At 68.3% G+C, this 16352-nt stretch carries 11 protein-coding genes and 1 pseudogene; 8 read left to right on the forward strand and 4 right to left on the reverse strand.

Features of this window, described 5'->3' with window-relative positions; translation table 11 throughout:
- Positions 1-15: 15 nt before the first annotated feature.
- Positions 16-1041: a LacI family DNA-binding transcriptional regulator gene (locus tag ACGFZA_RS20710; protein WP_393680883.1), complete on the reverse strand. Its 1026-nt coding sequence runs from the start codon at positions 1039-1041 to the stop codon at positions 16-18.
- A 96-nt stretch (positions 1042-1137) separates the two neighbouring features.
- Positions 1138-2151, reverse strand: coding sequence for a LacI family DNA-binding transcriptional regulator (locus ACGFZA_RS20715; RefSeq protein ID WP_393680885.1), 1014 nt, complete (start codon positions 2149-2151; stop codon positions 1138-1140).
- A gap of 289 nt (positions 2152-2440) precedes the next feature.
- Here ACGFZA_RS20715 and ACGFZA_RS20720 point away from each other — a divergent pair, with 289 nt between their 5' ends.
- From ACGFZA_RS20720 to ACGFZA_RS20750, 7 genes are all read left to right on the forward strand, one after another.
- Positions 2441-3760: an ABC transporter substrate-binding protein gene (locus tag ACGFZA_RS20720; RefSeq protein WP_393680887.1), complete on the forward strand. Its 1320-nt coding sequence runs from the start codon at positions 2441-2443 to the stop codon at positions 3758-3760.
- Between the two features lie 107 nt (positions 3761-3867).
- Entirely contained in the window at positions 3868-4752 is an 885-nt protein-coding gene (locus tag ACGFZA_RS20725; protein WP_393680889.1) for a carbohydrate ABC transporter permease, read from the forward strand.
- A 5-nt stretch (positions 4753-4757) separates the two neighbouring features.
- A complete protein-coding gene (locus tag ACGFZA_RS20730; protein WP_393680891.1) occupies positions 4758-5666 on the forward strand; it encodes a carbohydrate ABC transporter permease in 909 nt (302 codons plus the stop codon).
- Positions 5667-5738: 72 nt separating this feature from the next.
- Entirely contained in the window at positions 5739-8309 is a 2571-nt protein-coding gene (locus tag ACGFZA_RS20735) for a family 78 glycoside hydrolase catalytic domain (RefSeq protein WP_393680893.1), read from the forward strand.
- A 557-nt stretch (positions 8310-8866) separates the two neighbouring features.
- On the forward strand, positions 8867-11278 hold the full coding sequence (locus tag ACGFZA_RS20740) for a glycoside hydrolase family 3 protein (protein ID WP_393680895.1): 2412 nt from the start codon (positions 8867-8869) through the stop codon (positions 11276-11278).
- 303 nt (positions 11279-11581) lie between these two features.
- A complete protein-coding gene (locus tag ACGFZA_RS20745; protein WP_393680897.1) occupies positions 11582-12472 on the forward strand; it encodes a hypothetical protein in 891 nt (296 codons plus the stop codon).
- Entirely contained in the window at positions 12469-13161 is a 693-nt protein-coding gene (locus ACGFZA_RS20750) for a Sua5/YciO/YrdC/YwlC family protein (RefSeq protein WP_393680899.1), read from the forward strand. Before ACGFZA_RS20745 ends, ACGFZA_RS20750 begins: the two co-directional genes overlap by 4 nt.
- Before the next feature lie 192 nt (positions 13162-13353).
- Here ACGFZA_RS20750 and ACGFZA_RS20755 read toward each other — a convergent pair whose 3' ends face one another.
- Both ACGFZA_RS20755 and ACGFZA_RS20760 read right to left on the reverse strand, forming a co-directional pair.
- Positions 13354-14217: a fumarylacetoacetate hydrolase family protein gene (locus ACGFZA_RS20755; RefSeq protein WP_393680901.1), complete on the reverse strand. Its 864-nt coding sequence runs from the start codon at positions 14215-14217 to the stop codon at positions 13354-13356.
- A 113-nt stretch (positions 14218-14330) separates the two neighbouring features.
- A pseudogene (locus ACGFZA_RS20760) lies at positions 14331-15474 on the reverse strand (DUF3500 domain-containing protein).
- Between the two features lie 137 nt (positions 15475-15611).
- Here ACGFZA_RS20760 and ACGFZA_RS20765 point away from each other — a divergent pair.
- Complete coding sequence (locus ACGFZA_RS20765) at positions 15612-16082, forward strand: hypothetical protein (RefSeq protein ID WP_393680903.1); 471 nt, start codon at positions 15612-15614, stop codon at positions 16080-16082.
- Positions 16083-16352 lie beyond the last annotated feature (270 nt).

A 16352-nucleotide genomic window follows, 5' to 3' on the forward strand; every position in this document is an offset into this window, starting at 1 on the left:
CCCTGCCCTCCGAGGTCACCGCGCCGGTCCGGACAAGGTGGACCGGCGCGCGACCAGTTCCGGTTGTCGTACGACGCGGGCATGCTCATGACGGGCGCCGTGTGCGGTGTCCTCTATGAGGAGACGGCCGGCCTGTCGTCCCATGGCGACGGTAGGCCTCCGTACCGTGGTCAACGGCACGACGGCGGACGCGGCGAACGCGAGGTCCCCGTAGCCGACCATGGCGATGTCCTCCGGCACCTTCAGGCCGGCCTCGTACAGCGCCTGTATCACTCCCAGAGCGAGCAGATCGTCGGCACGGAAGGCGGCGGTCGGCCGCGCCGGCATGCCGAGGATGCGCTGTCCTGCATCCCTGCCCGCGCTCACCGTCAGTTCCAGGCACGAGAGTTCATGCAGGGAGACCGATGGGAACCCGGACCGGCTGACAGCAATGCGCGCACCCGTGCGCCTGTCCCGGATAGGTGCGAGCCGCTCGGGGCCACCCACGCAGACGACGGACCGGTGTCCTTGCGCAAGCAAGTGACGGACCGCCGCGTGACCGCCGGCGACGTCATCGACTCCCACGGAGCACGCGGCCGGTTGGGGCGTGCACTGGTCGGCCATGACGAACGACACCGCATGCCGGCGGAACGCGGCCACCGTCCGGCCCACTCCGTCGCCGGACATCAGTACGGCCCCGCGGACCTGGTGCGAGGTGATCAGCGCGAGGTGCCGGGCTTCCTCCGCGAGGTCACGGGCGCCGGTGCACACCATGACCCCGACATCCGCCTTGCGCGCGGCCTGCTCGACGCCGGTGGTCAGCGCGGTGAAATGCGGGTCCGCCGAGTCCAGCCCGAGGACGGCGATCACGCGGGCGGCCAGGCCTTGCAACTGCCGTGGCCCTTCAGCGCGTACGCAACCGGTCGAGCCGATCACGTCGAGAGCGCGCCTGCGTGTGGACTCGGCGACGATCTCCGGGTGATTGAGGACGTTCGAGACGGTTCCGACAGACACGCCGGCCTCGCGTGCGACGTCCTTGATGCCGGTCCTGCGGGCCGCCACGCCCTCTTGAGCCGTCCTTGCGCCTTGTCAGGGCCCTGGTGCGGGGATCACCGTGGGGGCCGTGGGAGCGGTGGCGGGCGCCCGCCGGGCCATGGCTCAGCGGCTCCCTGGGGCTGCGGTGCTGCCGCGTTGCACCAGGCGTGGGGTCATGGTCGTCTGCATGGCCCGGTCCCGCCGGCCCTCCACCCGCTCGATGAGCATGCGGGCGGCGGTGGAACCCATGGTGTGTCCCGCCTGGTCGACGCTGGTGAGCTGAACAGTGGCCAACGCCGCGAGAGCCGTGTTGTTGTAGCCCACCAGGGAGACGTCCTCGGGGATGCTCAGGCCGAGTTCGTGGGCCGCGCGGTAGATGCCCAGCGCGGCGACATCGGCGCCGGTCATGATGGCGGTGGGCCGTTGCGCGGCCGTCAGCAGGGTTATGCCCGCCTTGAACCCGCCTTCGTCCGAGTACGCGGCGTGCAGCACCTGCGCGTGCTCGGAGAGCCCGTGCCGTTCCATGGCTTCGAGGTATCCGGCGGTCAGCACGATCTCTGGTGTGCGCTTCCACCGGTTGGTCTTGGTGCCCGGGGCCGAGACCAGGGCGATGTCGCGATGGCCCAGCGAGACCAGGCGGTCGACGACCAGGCCGGCCCCGATGTCGTCGGCGTCGACGACGGAATCGTGGGTGTCGGAGCTGTCGTGATGGCCGAGGACCACGGTGGGCGTGGACGCGGCGGTATCCAGAACTTCGTCGCGCGAGGTGCCCGGGGCGATGAGGATCAGGCCGTCCATCTGGCGGTCGACCATGGAGCGGATGGTCTTGGCCTGTTCCTCCGGCGAGAATCCCGCCGCGCCGATCAGCACGGTGTACTCGCTGTCGCGGAGTTCGTCCTGGATGCCGTCGAGGATGTCGGCGAAGAACGCGTTGCGCACGTTGTCCAGCAGCACGCCGATCGTGTACGTCCGGCCGCGCATGCCGCGGGCCGCAGCGTGCGGGCGGTAGCCGAGCTCGGCGATCGCCGCTCTGACCTTCTCCTGCATGGCCGGGCTCACGCCGTAGGCATTGCGCATCACTTTGGAGACGGCGGCGGTGGACACGCCGGCGTGCCGAGCAACGTCGGTGATGGTCACACGTTTGTTCTGTCTGGGTGTCGCAGCCCGGTCCATCGTCAGCGCTCCGGATCTCGTAGTCGTGAGTGTAACGGTCTACACCAAGTCTCCGGTGTGCCGTCAAGTGGCCCGTCATAACACGGCAGTGTTACTTCTTTGTGTCTTGACGGAGATGGATTGAGCGGTGCAGGGTGTTGCCCAATCTCAGTAGAGAACGTTTTACACGATCTCCTCGTGGCAGGGCCCATCCGTCGCCCTTCGTGCCGCTCAGCACCCTCGCCTTTCTCTCCATACTTCTCGGGAGTCTTCCGTGTCCTCTCGTATGTCCCGTGCCCACCGTGCACGCCTGAGCCTGTTCACAGCCGTTACCGCTTCTCTGGCGCTCCTGGCCACCGCCTGCGGCGGCAGCGGCGCCGGTTCCGCGTCCACGCCGAAGGACTTCAGCTACCTCAGCGTCACCGAGAACACCGCGGTCAAGACGACGCTGACCACCCTCTCCGAGGGTGCCTGCAAGGCGGAGAACAAGGCGCTGCCGCTGAAGGTGGAGACGGTTCCGCAGGCGAGTCTCGACCAGAAGCTGCAGCTCCTGGCCGGTCAGGACGCTCTGCCGGTGCAGTTCGCCGCCGGCAACGCGCCGGCGCTCACCAACCAGCTCAACAAGTCCGGGAAGATCGCCGATCTGGAGAAGGAGCTGAAGGGCCTCGGCGTCCTGGACCAGATCGAGCCCGCCGCCGTCTCGACGGTCAAGGCTCTCTACGACGGCAAGCTGGCGGTCCTGCCGTACGAGTACAACATCGAGGGCATCTTCTACAACAAGAAGCTGTTCGCCGACAACGGCCTTCAGGTGCCCGAGACGTGGGATGCCCTGGTGGCCGCGTCCGCGAAGCTCGAAGGCAAGGGCATCCAGCCGTTCTCCGCTTCCGGTCAGCAGGGCTGGCCCCTCACCCGTCTCATCAGCGGGTACCTCTACCGCAGCCTGGGGCCGGACGCCCTGCAGAAGGTCGCCGACGGCGAGGCGAAGCTGACCGATCCTGAGTACGTGAAAGCCGCTCAGGAGGTGGCCGCCCTGGGTGAGAAGGGCTACTTCGGCAAGGGGCTCGGCTCCATCGACTACGACACGGCGATCAACCAGTTCCTCAACGGCAAGGCCGCCATGTTCTACATGGGCAGCTGGGCGCTGACCAACATCTCCGATGCCAAGCAGAACAAGATCGGGGGCGCGGAGAACGTGGGCTTCATGTCCTTCCCCGCAGTTGCCGGCGGCAAGGGCGCGATCGACCAGTACCCGTCCAACGTCGGCCTGGGCATCACACTCGCCAAGAAGTCCTTCGACGGCAAGACGGGCGACTGGACCTCGTGCATCGCGAAGAACTACGGCGCCACCGTGCTGAAGGGCCAGGGGGCCATCTCCGGGTTCAAGGTCAATGAGGAGTTCGAGGACGCCAACGAGGTGACCGCGCAGGTCAGGGAGACCATAGGTGCTTCCAAGCAGAACGTGCTGTGGTTCGAGGCGCTGTTCAGCACGAAGGCCACCACGGTCAGCCAGACCAACGCTGCGTCCCTGGTCAGCGGCAGCATGAGCCCGCAGAAGTTCATGCAGACCGTGCAGGACGCCCTGACCGCCAAGTGACCGCCGGGGGCGGCCCACCCGGCCTTCCCGCACGTTCCGTACTCCGCGTGCGCCGCCCCCGGTCTCGTACGGCAGTCTCTTCAACGGAAACGAAGTGGACACCACCCATGCACCGCGTCCTCGGTGACCGCAGGGCCATCGTGATCCTGCTCGGTCCCGCTCTCCTCGTCTACTCCCTGATCATGATCGTCCCGATGGTGTGGTCGCTGGGCTACTCCTTCACCCAGGGCAACACCATCGACGGCTTCACCGGCAATGGACTGGACAACTTCCAGCGCCTGTTCACCGACGAAGCCGCACGGGACGCCCTCTGGTTCACCCTCAAGTACGGCGCTGTCGTGACGGTGGGACAGGTCGTCGCCGGCTATCTGCTGGCCCTGCTGTACGTCTTCTTCCTCAAGAAGTCCTCCGCACTCATCCGCACACTGGTCTTCTTCCCGGTGGTGCTGCCCACGGTCGCGGTGGGCCTGCTCTTCCAGAAGTTCTTCCAGGTCGCCCCGCAGACAGGGCCGGTCAACTCCCTGCTGAACGCGGTCGGACTCGACTCCATCGACTTCTTCGGCAGCGCGGGAAGCGCGTTCTGGGTCCTGATCCTCATGGACATCTGGCGGTCCATGGGCTTCTACGCCGTCCTGCTCTTCGCCGGCCTCGTCGACATCCCCGACGAGGTCCTCGAATCGGCGCGACTGGACGGAGCCTCGGGGCTGAGGCTGATCCGGCACGTCGTGCTGCCGCTGTCCCTGCCGGTGCTGATGTCGTCGCTCATCTTCAGTATCAACGGCACCCTGAAGGTCTTCGACTCCGTCGTCGCCCTCACCAACGGCGGCCCCGGCAGCGGCACCACGCCACTGACCCTGTACATGTTCCAGACGTCGTTCACCTACAGCGACTACGGCTACGGCAGCACCATCGCCCTGCTGCTGACCGTGGTGTGTCTCCTGGTGAGCCTGGCCGTCTACCGCGTCTCACAGCGCGACCTCACGGAGGGCTGAGCGCCATGGCCATCGACACACCTGTGAAGACCTCCGCGGGCCGCAGGCGCCGGACGCCTTCCGGAACCGCCGGGCCGGTCCGCATGGTCCGGCCACCGCGCCGGCTGTGGGTGAAGATCGTTGTCACCCTGCTGCTGGTCGTCGAGATCTACCCGCTGATCTGGATGTTCCTGACATCCCTGAAATCCAACGACGACTACCTGAACAACTCCACCTGGAGCCTGCCGACGACGTGGGAGTGGGCCAACTACTCCGAGGCATGGACCACTGGCCACCTGGGCCTGTACGTCCAGAACAGCCTCCTCGCCGTCCTGCCCGCACTGGCACTCATGCTGTTCCTGGGAACGGCCGCGGGATTCGCCCTGCAGATCATGGTGTGGAAGGGGCGCAGCCTCACTCTGCTGGTCTTCCTGGCGGGCATGATGGTGCCACCGCAGATGATCCTTCTGCCGCTGTTCACCGTGTACTTCCAGACCGGGCTGTCCGGCACCCTGTGGCCGCTGATCCTCACCTACACCGGGACCGGACTGCCACTGACCGTCTTCATGATGGCCACGTACTACCGCACCGTCCCCCGTGAACTGTTCGAGGCCGCCACTATCGACGGCGCCGGCATCCTGCGCGCCTTCTGGACCATCAGCGTGCCTCTGGTCCGCAACGCCCTGCTGACGGTCGGCCTGGTGCAGTTCTTCTTCATCTGGAACGACCTGCTCATCGCGCTGACCTTCACCAACAACCAGGACCTGCGGACCATCCAGGTCGGCCTGCTCAACTTCACCGGCGACTTCGGCGCCACCCAGTACGGGCCGCTGTTCGCCGCCATCTGCATCAACGTGTTCGGCACCCTCCTGATCTATCTCTTCCTCAACCAGAAGGTCATGAAGGGCCTCACCTCGGGAGCGGTCAAGGGCTGACACCCGACCACCACCCCCTGCTGCCACACGTGTACGAAAGGTCCCCCCTTGTTCCCCCCTCAGCCTTCACCGGTGTCCTTCGAGCACCTCCCGGACGGACTCGGGGTCGGAGTCGCCGCCCCCCGCCTCACCTGGACACTGCCGCCGGGAGCGGGCCAACAGTGGGCGTACGAACTGGAAATCGACCGCTCCGGTGCCGTCCATCGCACGGGACGCGTCGACGAAACCGGCCAGGTACTGACGCCCTGGCCCGGTGAGCCGCTGGCCTCGCGGGAGCGCGCGACCGTCCGGGTCCGCGTCTGGACCCCGGACGCCCTGGAGCCCTCGGAGTGGAGCGAACCGCGTGCCGTGGAAGCCGGGCTCCTCGAACCGGCCGACTGGCAGGCGGTCCCCGTGGGCGCCGGATGGGAGGAGGACCCGGAGGCCGAGCGCCGTCCGGCCCGGGTCCGGAAGAACTTCTCGCTCGACCGACCCCTGATCCGTGCCCGCCTGTACGTCTCGGCGCACGGCCTGTACGAGGCTGAGATCAACGGCCGGCGCGTGGGCGACGAAGTCCTGGCGCCGGGCTGGACGGTCTACCCGCACCGCCTGCGCTACCGCACCTACGACGTCACCGGCCACCTCACCGGGGGCGCCAACACCATCGGAGCATGGCTCGGCGACGGCTGGTACCGGGGCAAGTACGGTTTCGACGGCGGCACCCGCAACATCTACGGCACCGACCAGGCCCTCATCGCCCAGTTGGAGGTGACGTACGACGACGGCACCACCGTCGTCGTCGCCACGGACGGCACCTGGAGCGCGGCCCCGGGCCCGATCCTGACCAGCGGCCTCTACGAGGGCGAGACGTTCGACGCCCGGCTGCACGACCCGGACTGGTGCACACCGTCTCCCACCGCCTCCGACGTATGGACGCCCGCACGGACCGGCATCCGGGACCCCGGCAGTCTCGTCGCCCCTATGGGGCCCCCGGTGCGCTGCACCGAGGTAGTCGCCCCGGTCTCCATCACTCGCACCGGCGACGGCCGCCACCTCCTGGACTTCGGCCAGAACCTGGTCGGCCGCCTCAGCATCACCCTGGACGGTCCGGCCGGCACCACCGTCACCCTCCGGCACGCCGAGGTCCTTCAGGAGGGCGAACTGGCCACGCGGCCGCTGCGTGAGGCGTACGCCACCGACACCCTGATCCTCTCCGGCCGTGGCCCTCTCACCTGGGAACCCCGCTTCACACTCCATGGATTCCGCTATGCCGAAGTCAGCGGCTGGGAAGCGGACCTGAGCCCCGGCACGGTGACCGCCCGGGTGTACCACACGGACATGCGGCGCACCGGCTGGTTCGAGTGCAGCGACGAACGGGTCAACCGGCTGCACGAGAACGTCGTCTGGAGCATGCGCGGCAACTTCGTCGACATCCCCACCGACTGCCCCCAGCGCGACGAACGCCTGGGCTGGACCGGCGACATCCAGGTCTTCGCCCCCACCGCGAGTTACCTCTACGACTGCGTGGGCATGCTCGACTCCTGGCTCACCGACGTCGGACTGGAACAGCTGCCCGACGGCACCATTCCCTGGTACGTGCCCGTCATACCGGGCGAGCCGATGTGGACACCGATCCAGCCCGGAGCCGCCTGGGGGGATGCCGCCACGCTCACCCCCTGGACGCTCCACCAGCGCTTCGGCGACGTCGATCTCCTTCGCCGTCACTACTCCATGGCTCAGTCATGGGTCGACCTCATGGAGCGGCTGGCAGGGCCGAGCCGTCTGTGGAACACCGGCTTCCAGCTGGGGGACTGGCTCGACCCCGCCGCCCCACCGGAGGACCCGGCCGCCGGCACCACCGACCGCTATCTCGTCGCCACCGCATACTTCGCCCACTCCGCCCGCCACCTCGCACTCTCCGCGACCGCGCTGGGAGAGGAAGCGGACGCCGAGCGGTACGCAGGCCTGGCCGACGAGGTCGCCGCCGCCTTCCGCCGCCAATACGTCCTGCCGTCCGGTCGCATGACCAGCGACAGTCCCACCGCATACGCGCTGGGAATCGCCTTCGGCCTGCTCACCCCCCGGCAGCGGCAGCACGCGGGCGACCGGCTCGCCGAACTCGTCCTCGCGGACGACGCCCGGATCGCCACCGGCTTCGTCGGGACCCCACTGATCTGCGACGCACTCACCGACACCGGCCACCTCGACGTCGCCTACCGCCTGCTACTCCAGACCGACTGCCCCTCATGGCTCTACACCGTGGCCCAGGGCGCGACCACCATCTGGGAACGCTGGGACAGCCTGCGGCCCGACGGCAGCCTCAATCCGGGCGGCATGACCTCCTTCAACCACTACGCCCTGGGCGCCGTGGCCGACTGGCTGCACCGGGTCGTCGGCGGCATCACGGTCACCGCCCCGGGCTACCGGGAAATCGCGTTCCGGCCACAGCCCGGCGGAGGCCTCACATGGGCTCGCACCCGGCACGAAACCCCTTACGGGACCGCGTCCTTGTCCTGGGAGGTGACAGCCACCGGCCTCACGGCCCGCTGCACCGTCCCCGAGGGCTGCCGTGCCATCGCCGAGCTGCCCGGCTGCCCGCCGATCACCCTGCATGCGGGCGAACACGTCCTCGAGACCACCGATCTCCTTGGGGCCGTCATCTGAATTGATGAGGGATATGGCGTCGTACGGCCCGGTGCAGGAACCTCCTGTGTCGGGCCGTACGACGTTATCTAAGGGCTGTCCCGTAATCCCTATTTCTCTCGTGAATGGATGGGATCCAGCAGAATGATGGGGAGGTGATCCTGTCGGGTCGCCGATTGAAAATTTCACATCCATTTCAGATGGATTGAGGTATTCTTTGCTGGTCAGCGGCTTAATTGAAGAGGCGTTGCCGGAGGGTTGACCTGGGCGTGAACAGGCAATAGCTTTCCGCGTGTTGGTTAGACCGCTTCGTGCGTCGATATAGATGAGCATCGGGGCTCGCTGTCGTGGGATGCGGCACGTTTATCCCGGTGGAATCCGCAAATGTTCCACGCAAGAGTAATTGCGCTACCCGTCTGCTGGGGTCGGCCAGGAACCTGACCTCCCGGTCGGCCCCATTCCCCCTGCGGTGGCGTGTCACGCAGCCGCCAGAACGTATCCGGAGAGCCGCTGTGAACCGACGTACATTCCTCTCTGCCGCCACTCTCACCGCGTTGGCCGTGAGTATGGCTCCGGTCATGACCGCACAGGCAGCCGCCGCGTCCGGCGCCGCCCCGCAGAACCGCGCCGACACTCTGCTGGCCACGATGACGGCGACGGAGAAGGAAGCACTCGTACGCTGCGACTTCGCGGCCGTCGCCCACCTGGGGATCCCCGCCCTGACCATGGTCGACGCGTCCGCCGGCCTCCGCGGCGAGAAGGGGGTGACGGCCTTCCCCGTTCCCGTCGCCCAAGCGGCGACCTTCGACGAGGACCTGGCGGGCCGCATCGGCCGGGCCATCGGCGCGGAAGGCAGGGGGAAGGGGTACAACAACATGCTCGGCCCCACCGTCGACCTGACGCGAACCTGGCACTTCGGCCGCCAGTCCGAGGGCATGGGGGAGGACCCGCTGCTCGCGGGAAACCTGGGAGCGGCTGTCACGGTCGGCATGCAGAGTCAGCAGGTGGCTGCCACCGTCAAGCACTTCGCCGCCTACACCCAGGAGACCGACCGCTTCTTCATCGACGCCAAGGTCTCGGACCGTGCTCTGCACGAGATATACGAGGCGCCCTTCCGCCGGGTGGTCGCCGCCGCGCCGACCACGTCCGTGATGATGGCCTATCCGAAGATCAACGGCACCTTCGCGACGCAGAACCCCACCCTCTTCGACGACCTGAAGAGGGGTCTCGGACTCCAGGGCTACACCGTGCCGGACTTCTGGGCCGGTGATGACCAGGTCGCAGCCGCCCGCGCAGGCATGGACCTTGCCGGACTCGGCCCCGGCGCAGTGAAGATTCCACCGGGCGCACTCACGGGAGGAGCGATCCCGGGCGCGCGGCTCGACGACGCCGCGCGCCGCATCCTCGTGACGATGTTCGCGAACGGACTCTTCGACGCCCCTGTCCCCGCTCCCGCCGACAACGTCAGCACACAGGAACACCGGGATCTGGCTCACGAGGCCGCGATCGCCTCAACGGTCCTGCTCGCCAATCGCTCCTCTGCTCTGCCGTTGCCTGCCTCGGTGAAGTCGCTGGCCGTCATCGGGCCGGCCGATACCGACGTGTTCGCCGGTGTCGCCGGATCCACCTACGTCGACCCCGGCGCCTGGACCACACCTCTGCAGGCCGTTCGCAGCCGAGCAGGAACCTCCGTCAAGGTCACTCACTCCCAAGGGACCACGGGAGACCTGCCTCTGGCTGTGGTCCCGTCGAGCGTGCTGCGCGACGGCAAGGGCAACGCCGGTCTGACGGCCAAGTACTTCGCGGGCGCGGAGGGCACCGGGACCCCGATCGTGACGACCACCGACGCGACCGTCGACTTCACCACTGCACCCGCTTCGGATCTGCCCGCCGTCTGGTCGGCGAAGTGGACCGGCACGCTCGTGCCGACCACCACCGGCCTGCATCGCTTCTCCCTGCTGCCCGCCGGCACGACCACACTGAAGATCAACGGCGGCACAGTCGTCTCCGGCACCCGGCAGATGCGCAGGTTCTTCCTCGGACCGTTCGACTACCCGCTCCAGGGGACCGCACAGCTGACCGCCGGCCGCGCGGTGAGTGTCGAACTGACCTACACCAACGCCACCGCCGAGACCGGCACCTGCGGTCTGACTCTGGGCTGGCAGCCCGAGTCATTCATCCCCGCCGCGGTCAAGGCCGCAGGGGCGGCCGACGCCGCCGTGGTCTTCGTCAATCGGGTTGCGGGCGAAGCCATGGACCACCAGCGACTCGACCTGCCGGGGGACCAGAACCAGCTCATCACCGCCGTGGCTGCCGCCAACCCGCGCACGATCGTCGTCCTGAATACGGACGGCCCCGTCGCCACCCCATGGCTCAACGACGTGGAAGCCGTGATCCAGACGTGGTACGGAGGCCGCGGCATGGGCACCGCCCTTGCCGCAGTCCTCTTCGGTGACAGCGATCCCTCCGGCCGTCTCCCCGTGACCTTCCCCGCTGACGCCACCCAGGGGCCTGGGAATACGCCCGCGACCTACCCCGGGAAGAACGGCGCCGTCACCTACGACGAGGGCATCGCCGTTGGCTACCGCTACTACGACGCCGTGGGACAGCAGCCCCGATTCCCCTTCGGACACGGCCTGTCCTACACCTCCTTCGCCCATGGCTCACTGGAAGCGGCCTACGACCAGGCAACCAGGAACGTCACTCTCTCCGTCAACGTGACCAACACGGGCGGGCGCAAGGGAACCGAAGTAGTGCAGGTCTACGCCACGCTGCCCGGTGCGGCAGCGGCGGAGCCACGCCGGCTGGTCGTCTTCCGCAAAGTCACGCTGGACGCGGCCGGTTCACAGCGACTGACCCTTACGATCCCGGCACAGGACCTGACCGTATGGAAGTCGGGTAACTGGGTCCTCGTGCCGGGCGCGTACACCTTCGCCACCGCACGCTCGTCCCGTGACCTGACGGCACAGCGAGCCCTGACCATCCGCTGATCCTTGACGGTTCTGTTGGCGCGGGCCGTTCCCCTGGCGAACCAGCTAGGAAACGGCCCGCCCGAGGCTATCTCCTCGGGAGCCTCCAGCATCCCGTCGGCGGCCATACTGACCAGCCCCCTGTGGGTTTCCGGCTGTAATGCGGCACTGTGGGGCACGTTGCACGCCACTCAGCGGTCCGGTTGAATCAGGACGGGAGGCTCCCTCGTCGATCAACCGTGCCAGACCGCGTCAGCGCGAAGACGTACCCGTCCGAGCCCGCCCCGCACAACACGGCGTCCGCCACCGCCGACACGTAGGGTCGTGCCCGCCTCGGAGGCGATGGCGCAGGTGATGGTCCACCGCAGCGCCCCCGAGGCTCTGCAGGCCGGGGTCGATCTGGTGAAGGAGGCCCGGGACCTGGACGAAGACGTGGCGGTGGATGTGTGCCTGGCGGACGCTTCCCGTGCCGATCACGCGCTGATGGCCCACTACGCGCAGGCCATGACCGGCGCTGGGGCGGGGCTGGTGGTCCTGGCGGACACGGTCGGCGCTCAGCTTCCGGCCGCCTGCGGGGAGATGTTCCGCCGGGTACGCGCGGAAGTCGGCGGTGAGGTGGTGCTGGCCTCCCATCTGCACAACGATCTCGGGCTGGGGCTGGCCAACACCCTGCAGGCACTGGGCGCCGGGGTGCGTGTGATGTCCTCCTCCTGGCTGGGCATCGCCGAGCGGGCCGGGATGGTCGCCACCGAGCAGTTGCTGTTCCTGCTCGCCCGGCATGCCGGTGAACTGCTGGGAGCGGACGCCGTACCGTGGTGGACGCCACCGGATCTGACGCGGCTGCCGGTCATCGCGCAGATGGTGGCCGCCGAGACCGGCGTCCCGCTGAGTGTCACCGCGCCGATCGTGGGGACCGGGGTGGGCTCGATCTCCACCGGCACACCGTTCGTCCACCCGGAGCTCTTCCAGCCCTACGACCCCGAGGAGGTGCTGGGTATCACCCCTCGCGTGGTCCTGACTCATCTGGCCAGCGCCAGGGTCGTCACCTCGGTCGCCACCCGCCTCGGCCACACCCTGGACCGCGAGCAGACCCGTGCGGCGATGGCCTGGGTGAAACGGAGGGCCTATCGGACCGGCCGGGCCGCCATCGAGGACTCGGCCTTCGCCGGCTACCTCGACGGCCTCACCCACCACTCTGCCGGAGGAGCAGCATGAGCATGGACGCCGCAGCGCCACGGACGCCCGCAGGGATGGACGACGCTCGCCGTGCTCTGCGCGAGGGCAGGGCCGTGGTGCTGCCGAACCCGGCGCCGCTGACCCACGTCGTCGCCGCCACCGAGCCGCGCGCTGTGAACGAGGCCAAGGCACGGCCGTCCGCTCAGCCGGTCGCCCTGTGGGCCCACCACGCCGAGACTCTCCGCACCGTCACCACCTGCGCACAACTCGGCGCTGCGGGAGATTCCCTGGCCCGCAGGCTCCTGGTGGAGGAGTACCTCACTGTGCTCTTGCCGCTGCGCGGGGCCGCCCATCTGCCGGCGTGGCTCGCGCCCGCCTGCAAGGACGGCTGGATGCTGCTCTTCGGCGCCCGGTGGCAGCCTCTCGTCCCGCTTCTGGACGATCACCCGGTGTTGTACGTGAGCAGTGCCAACCGCACCGGCCGCCCACCCGCCGCCACCGCGGCCGAGGCGCTGGCCATGTTCCCCGCCGCCGTCCCCGTCCTGCACCTGCCGCAGCCCGGACACGACCCGTCCCACGGCCCGGCACGGCGGGCGACGACCACGGTGGCGCTGCACCCTGATGGCGACCTCAGTCTGCACCGCCACGGCGCCCAGGACGAGGCCCACACCAGTCCGGAGGACTACCTGGCCCGCCTGCTCCAGCGGTACGCATCGTCGCGTACCTGAGCTCGCTCTCCACCGGTCACGCGGTCCGCCGGCGCGTTGTGATGTGGGCCGTGAGCGGCCCGTAGCCTCGATCGCCGGGTTCACGGCCGCTAAGGGGATTCGGTTCGCCACCCCCATGGCGTTGCTGGATTGTCCGAGGCCGTGGTCCGGCGCCGGGCCGAGGCGGAAGAACTCCTCAGAAGCGTGGCAGCGTCAAACGGCCGTGCCGACCGACCGGCAGTGGTTGCCGACCACGATATTGCGCAGGACGCCCAAGCCCTCGACCTCGACCGTGTCCCCCGGCTGCAGCAACTGAGGAGGCGTACGCGCGTAGCCGACTTCCGACGGTGTGCCGGTCGCCAGTAGATCGCCAGGGCGGAGGGACAGCGTGTGCGAGATCAGCGACAGCGTCTCTCCGACTCCGTAGATCATCTGACTGGTGTTGGCGTCCTGAACTGTTCCGCCGTTGACCCGCGTCCTCAGCCTCCGTCCGTCCCTCAGATCGCCGACCTCCGCGGCCGGCACCATCGGGCCGATCGGTCCGGAACGGTCTCCGTTCTTCCCCAACGACCACTGAGTGGTCAGCTTCTGGGCCTTACGGGCAGTCAGATCGTTGAACGTGGAGTATCCGATGACCGCTTGTGCGGCCGCCTCGGGGGTGGCGTCGACGAGAGGTGTTCCGACCCAGGCGACGACTTCGCCCTCCCAGTCGAGTCCCTCCTCGTTGGACGGTACGGGGACCTCGGCCCCGTCCACGCTCAGGGACTGGGTCCATCGCGCGAAGAGTGTGGGATACGGGGGAAGGTCCTGGTCCCGGAAACTCCCCTCCGCGGCATGCTCCGCGTAGTTGAGACCGATACAGAAGACGCGGGCGCCGGGGAGTACCGGCGGAACCAGTTCGACATCGGCGAGGGCAAGGGTGCGCCCGGCGGGAGGCCGTGAGAGATGGCCCGTCGGATCGGCCCAGAAATCTGCGAGCGGGGCGATGACGGAGACCTGCTTCTGCTCCTCGATCAATGTGGCGACCTCCACACCGCAGCTGCCGTGGAGTCGCTTGATGCCGACTATTCTCATCATTTTCCCTTTCCGCTCCTCAGACGCGCGCACGCGACCTGGGAGCCGTCTGTTGCCGACCATCTCGTGGCCGGAAGCGGTGCGAGTTCCTGACCGGTTGCCGCCGAGCCCCGGGTCTACTGGTCGACGCTGTCCTCGGGAGAGCCCGTGTGGTCGTGTGCGAGGTGGTGCTGCATGAGGAGGTCCGCGCCGAAATCGTTGGAGGGGTCGCGCCAGACGCCGTGTACGTGGTTGCCGTTGTCCTCGGCGTTGTCGAATTCGACGAGGGTCACCGGCCCCTGCACACGGAAGTAGTGCGGCTGGTCGATGGATGTGCCGCCGGCCCAGGCGAATCGCATCTCCTCGACGCCGCCGGCTGCAGTGATGCGATCCATCTCGAAGCCGACCAGGCCCGGGCGGGCACGCTCGACGAACAGGGCGAGCAGGACGTCGAAGTGGGTGCGTTGGACTGTCGAGAGGTCGCCCACGCGCACACCGCGAGGGTGTGCGCGGAAGTAGGCGAGAGCCTTGCGGTCGACGTCGGTGATCATCGCGTCGTGACGGCCGACCCCGTGGTAGTCCGGGTACTCGACTTCGCCGATGGTTTCCACGGTTCGGGTGACGAAGTCCGCCGGAGGCTTGGAGTGGATGATCGCCTCTTCCCGCTGTACGTGGGTGAGACCGTCCAGCAGGGCGAAGCCGGCGTCCTCCTCCTCTCCGAGGACCCGGAACCGGCCCGAGGCGGGCCGGTTCCGCGCCGAGCAGGAACGGGGTGGCATTGACCAGGTCGCCGTCCACGACGGTGACGTTGACAGACAGGTGGTGCACGACCAGGCGCCAGCCCCAGGTGGTGTCCGGCTGCGGCTGGCCGAAGAAGGTGAGGAAGTAGCCGCGGGCATCGCGGAGCGTCGCGGCGATATGACCGAACACGGGCAGGTTGAGCTCGCGCAGTACATGCTCATTGGCCATCACCTGGACCACGGGTGCGTACGCCGGAATCGACATCGACTCGGCGATGAGCCGGTGCGCCAGTACTTCCTGGTGACGGTCGAGTTCCCCGGGAGCGAGGCCGTGGCGGCCGGACTCGGGAAGGAAGTTCCAGTGTGTGCGGCCCGGATCCGCGGAGGGCAGCAGTGCCTTCGCTCGCTGCTCGGCGCTCAGGCCGTCGAACAGGCCCATCGCGGCGAACGTGACCGCGGTCGCGTCGAACGACCCACCCGGTCGTGGCAGGTGTGCCTCGGGAAGCCCGTTGCTCCGGTGTGAATGTCGCGTCCCCGCCATGTCGTCATGCCCTTCTTCGTCGGTTGATCAGGCCCTGTCGCGCCGCCGTCCGGCCGTTGTGCCGGGTCGGGCGCTGCACGGCCGTCCGCGCCGTCCGCTCATTCGGCGCTCCGTGAGCCCCGGTGACCGCTGGTGTCATGCCCCGGTTCTTCCTCGGCCGCGCTGCGGTCGCCGTGAGGGGCGATGCCCGTCGCAGCCCCGCCACCGGTCACGGATTCATGTGGGTGGTGGCGAGCTCACTGGTCCCCGGCCTCACGACGGGGGGCGGGAGCGTGCCGCCCCACAGCGGGCTGAAGTGTTCGGCGCAGCTGGGAGACGAATCCCGGGATGCCCGTGTGCGCGCCGGCCGCGAACACGTAGAAGTCCGGCCGCGCGAGGAGCGCTTCGCACCCGTGCTCGTCGAACCACCGCTCGTAAACGCCGTCAACATCCTCGACGGCACCCCGCTCCGACAGGTCGGCGACCACGCCACCGATGTGCCGGAACCAGGCCGTCAGCGCGCCAAGCTGGAGCGGTACGGCGAGACGATGTTCGTCGTGGGGACGAGGCCAACTTGTACTTTTCCCGCCTCGTTGAGGACGAAGGTGCTGACGCGACGCAGCCGCTGACTGTTCCCTGCGAACTGGTGGCCGGCGTGCCGGGAGGGGTGGGTCGTGACGCGCTCCTCCGGGCGATGCGAGGTCCCACAGTCACGGGTCGGCTCGATCGGTGCTGTGGCATGTGGTGTTGACGGATAATCGAGGATTTCCGGGCTCCGGGTGCAGGGCGCCGGCGCCTTCGTGCCTTCCGTGCTGAAGCCGCTCCGTGGCGCCGCCCGTCGGACTGACTCACGCTGCTGAACTCGCTCGCAGCTGCTCGCGTTCGCGCGTGAACGTAGG

This window comes from Streptomyces sp. NPDC048211, assembly GCF_043202315.1.
In the GTDB taxonomy this organism is placed as follows: Bacteria; Actinomycetota; Actinomycetes; order Streptomycetales; family Streptomycetaceae; genus Streptomyces.

Bases quoted from the DNA above. Each gene is read 5' to 3' on its own strand.
- ACGFZA_RS20730 (WP_393680891.1), top strand. From the start codon at position 4,758: ATGGCCATCGACACACCTGTGAAGACCTCCGCGGGCCGCAGGCGCCGG.
- ACGFZA_RS20755 (WP_393680901.1), bottom strand. From the start codon at position 14,217: ATGATGAGAATAGTCGGCATCAAGCGACTCCACGGCAGCTGCGGTGTG.
- ACGFZA_RS20765 (WP_393680903.1), top strand. From the start codon at position 15,612: ATGCCCCGGTTCTTCCTCGGCCGCGCTGCGGTCGCCGTGAGGGGCGAT.
- ACGFZA_RS20740 (WP_393680895.1), top strand. From the start codon at position 8,867: ATGACCGCACAGGCAGCCGCCGCGTCCGGCGCCGCCCCGCAGAACCGC.
- ACGFZA_RS20725 (WP_393680889.1), top strand. From the start codon at position 3,868: ATGCACCGCGTCCTCGGTGACCGCAGGGCCATCGTGATCCTGCTCGGT.
- ACGFZA_RS20750 (WP_393680899.1), top strand. From the start codon at position 12,469: ATGAGCATGGACGCCGCAGCGCCACGGACGCCCGCAGGGATGGACGAC.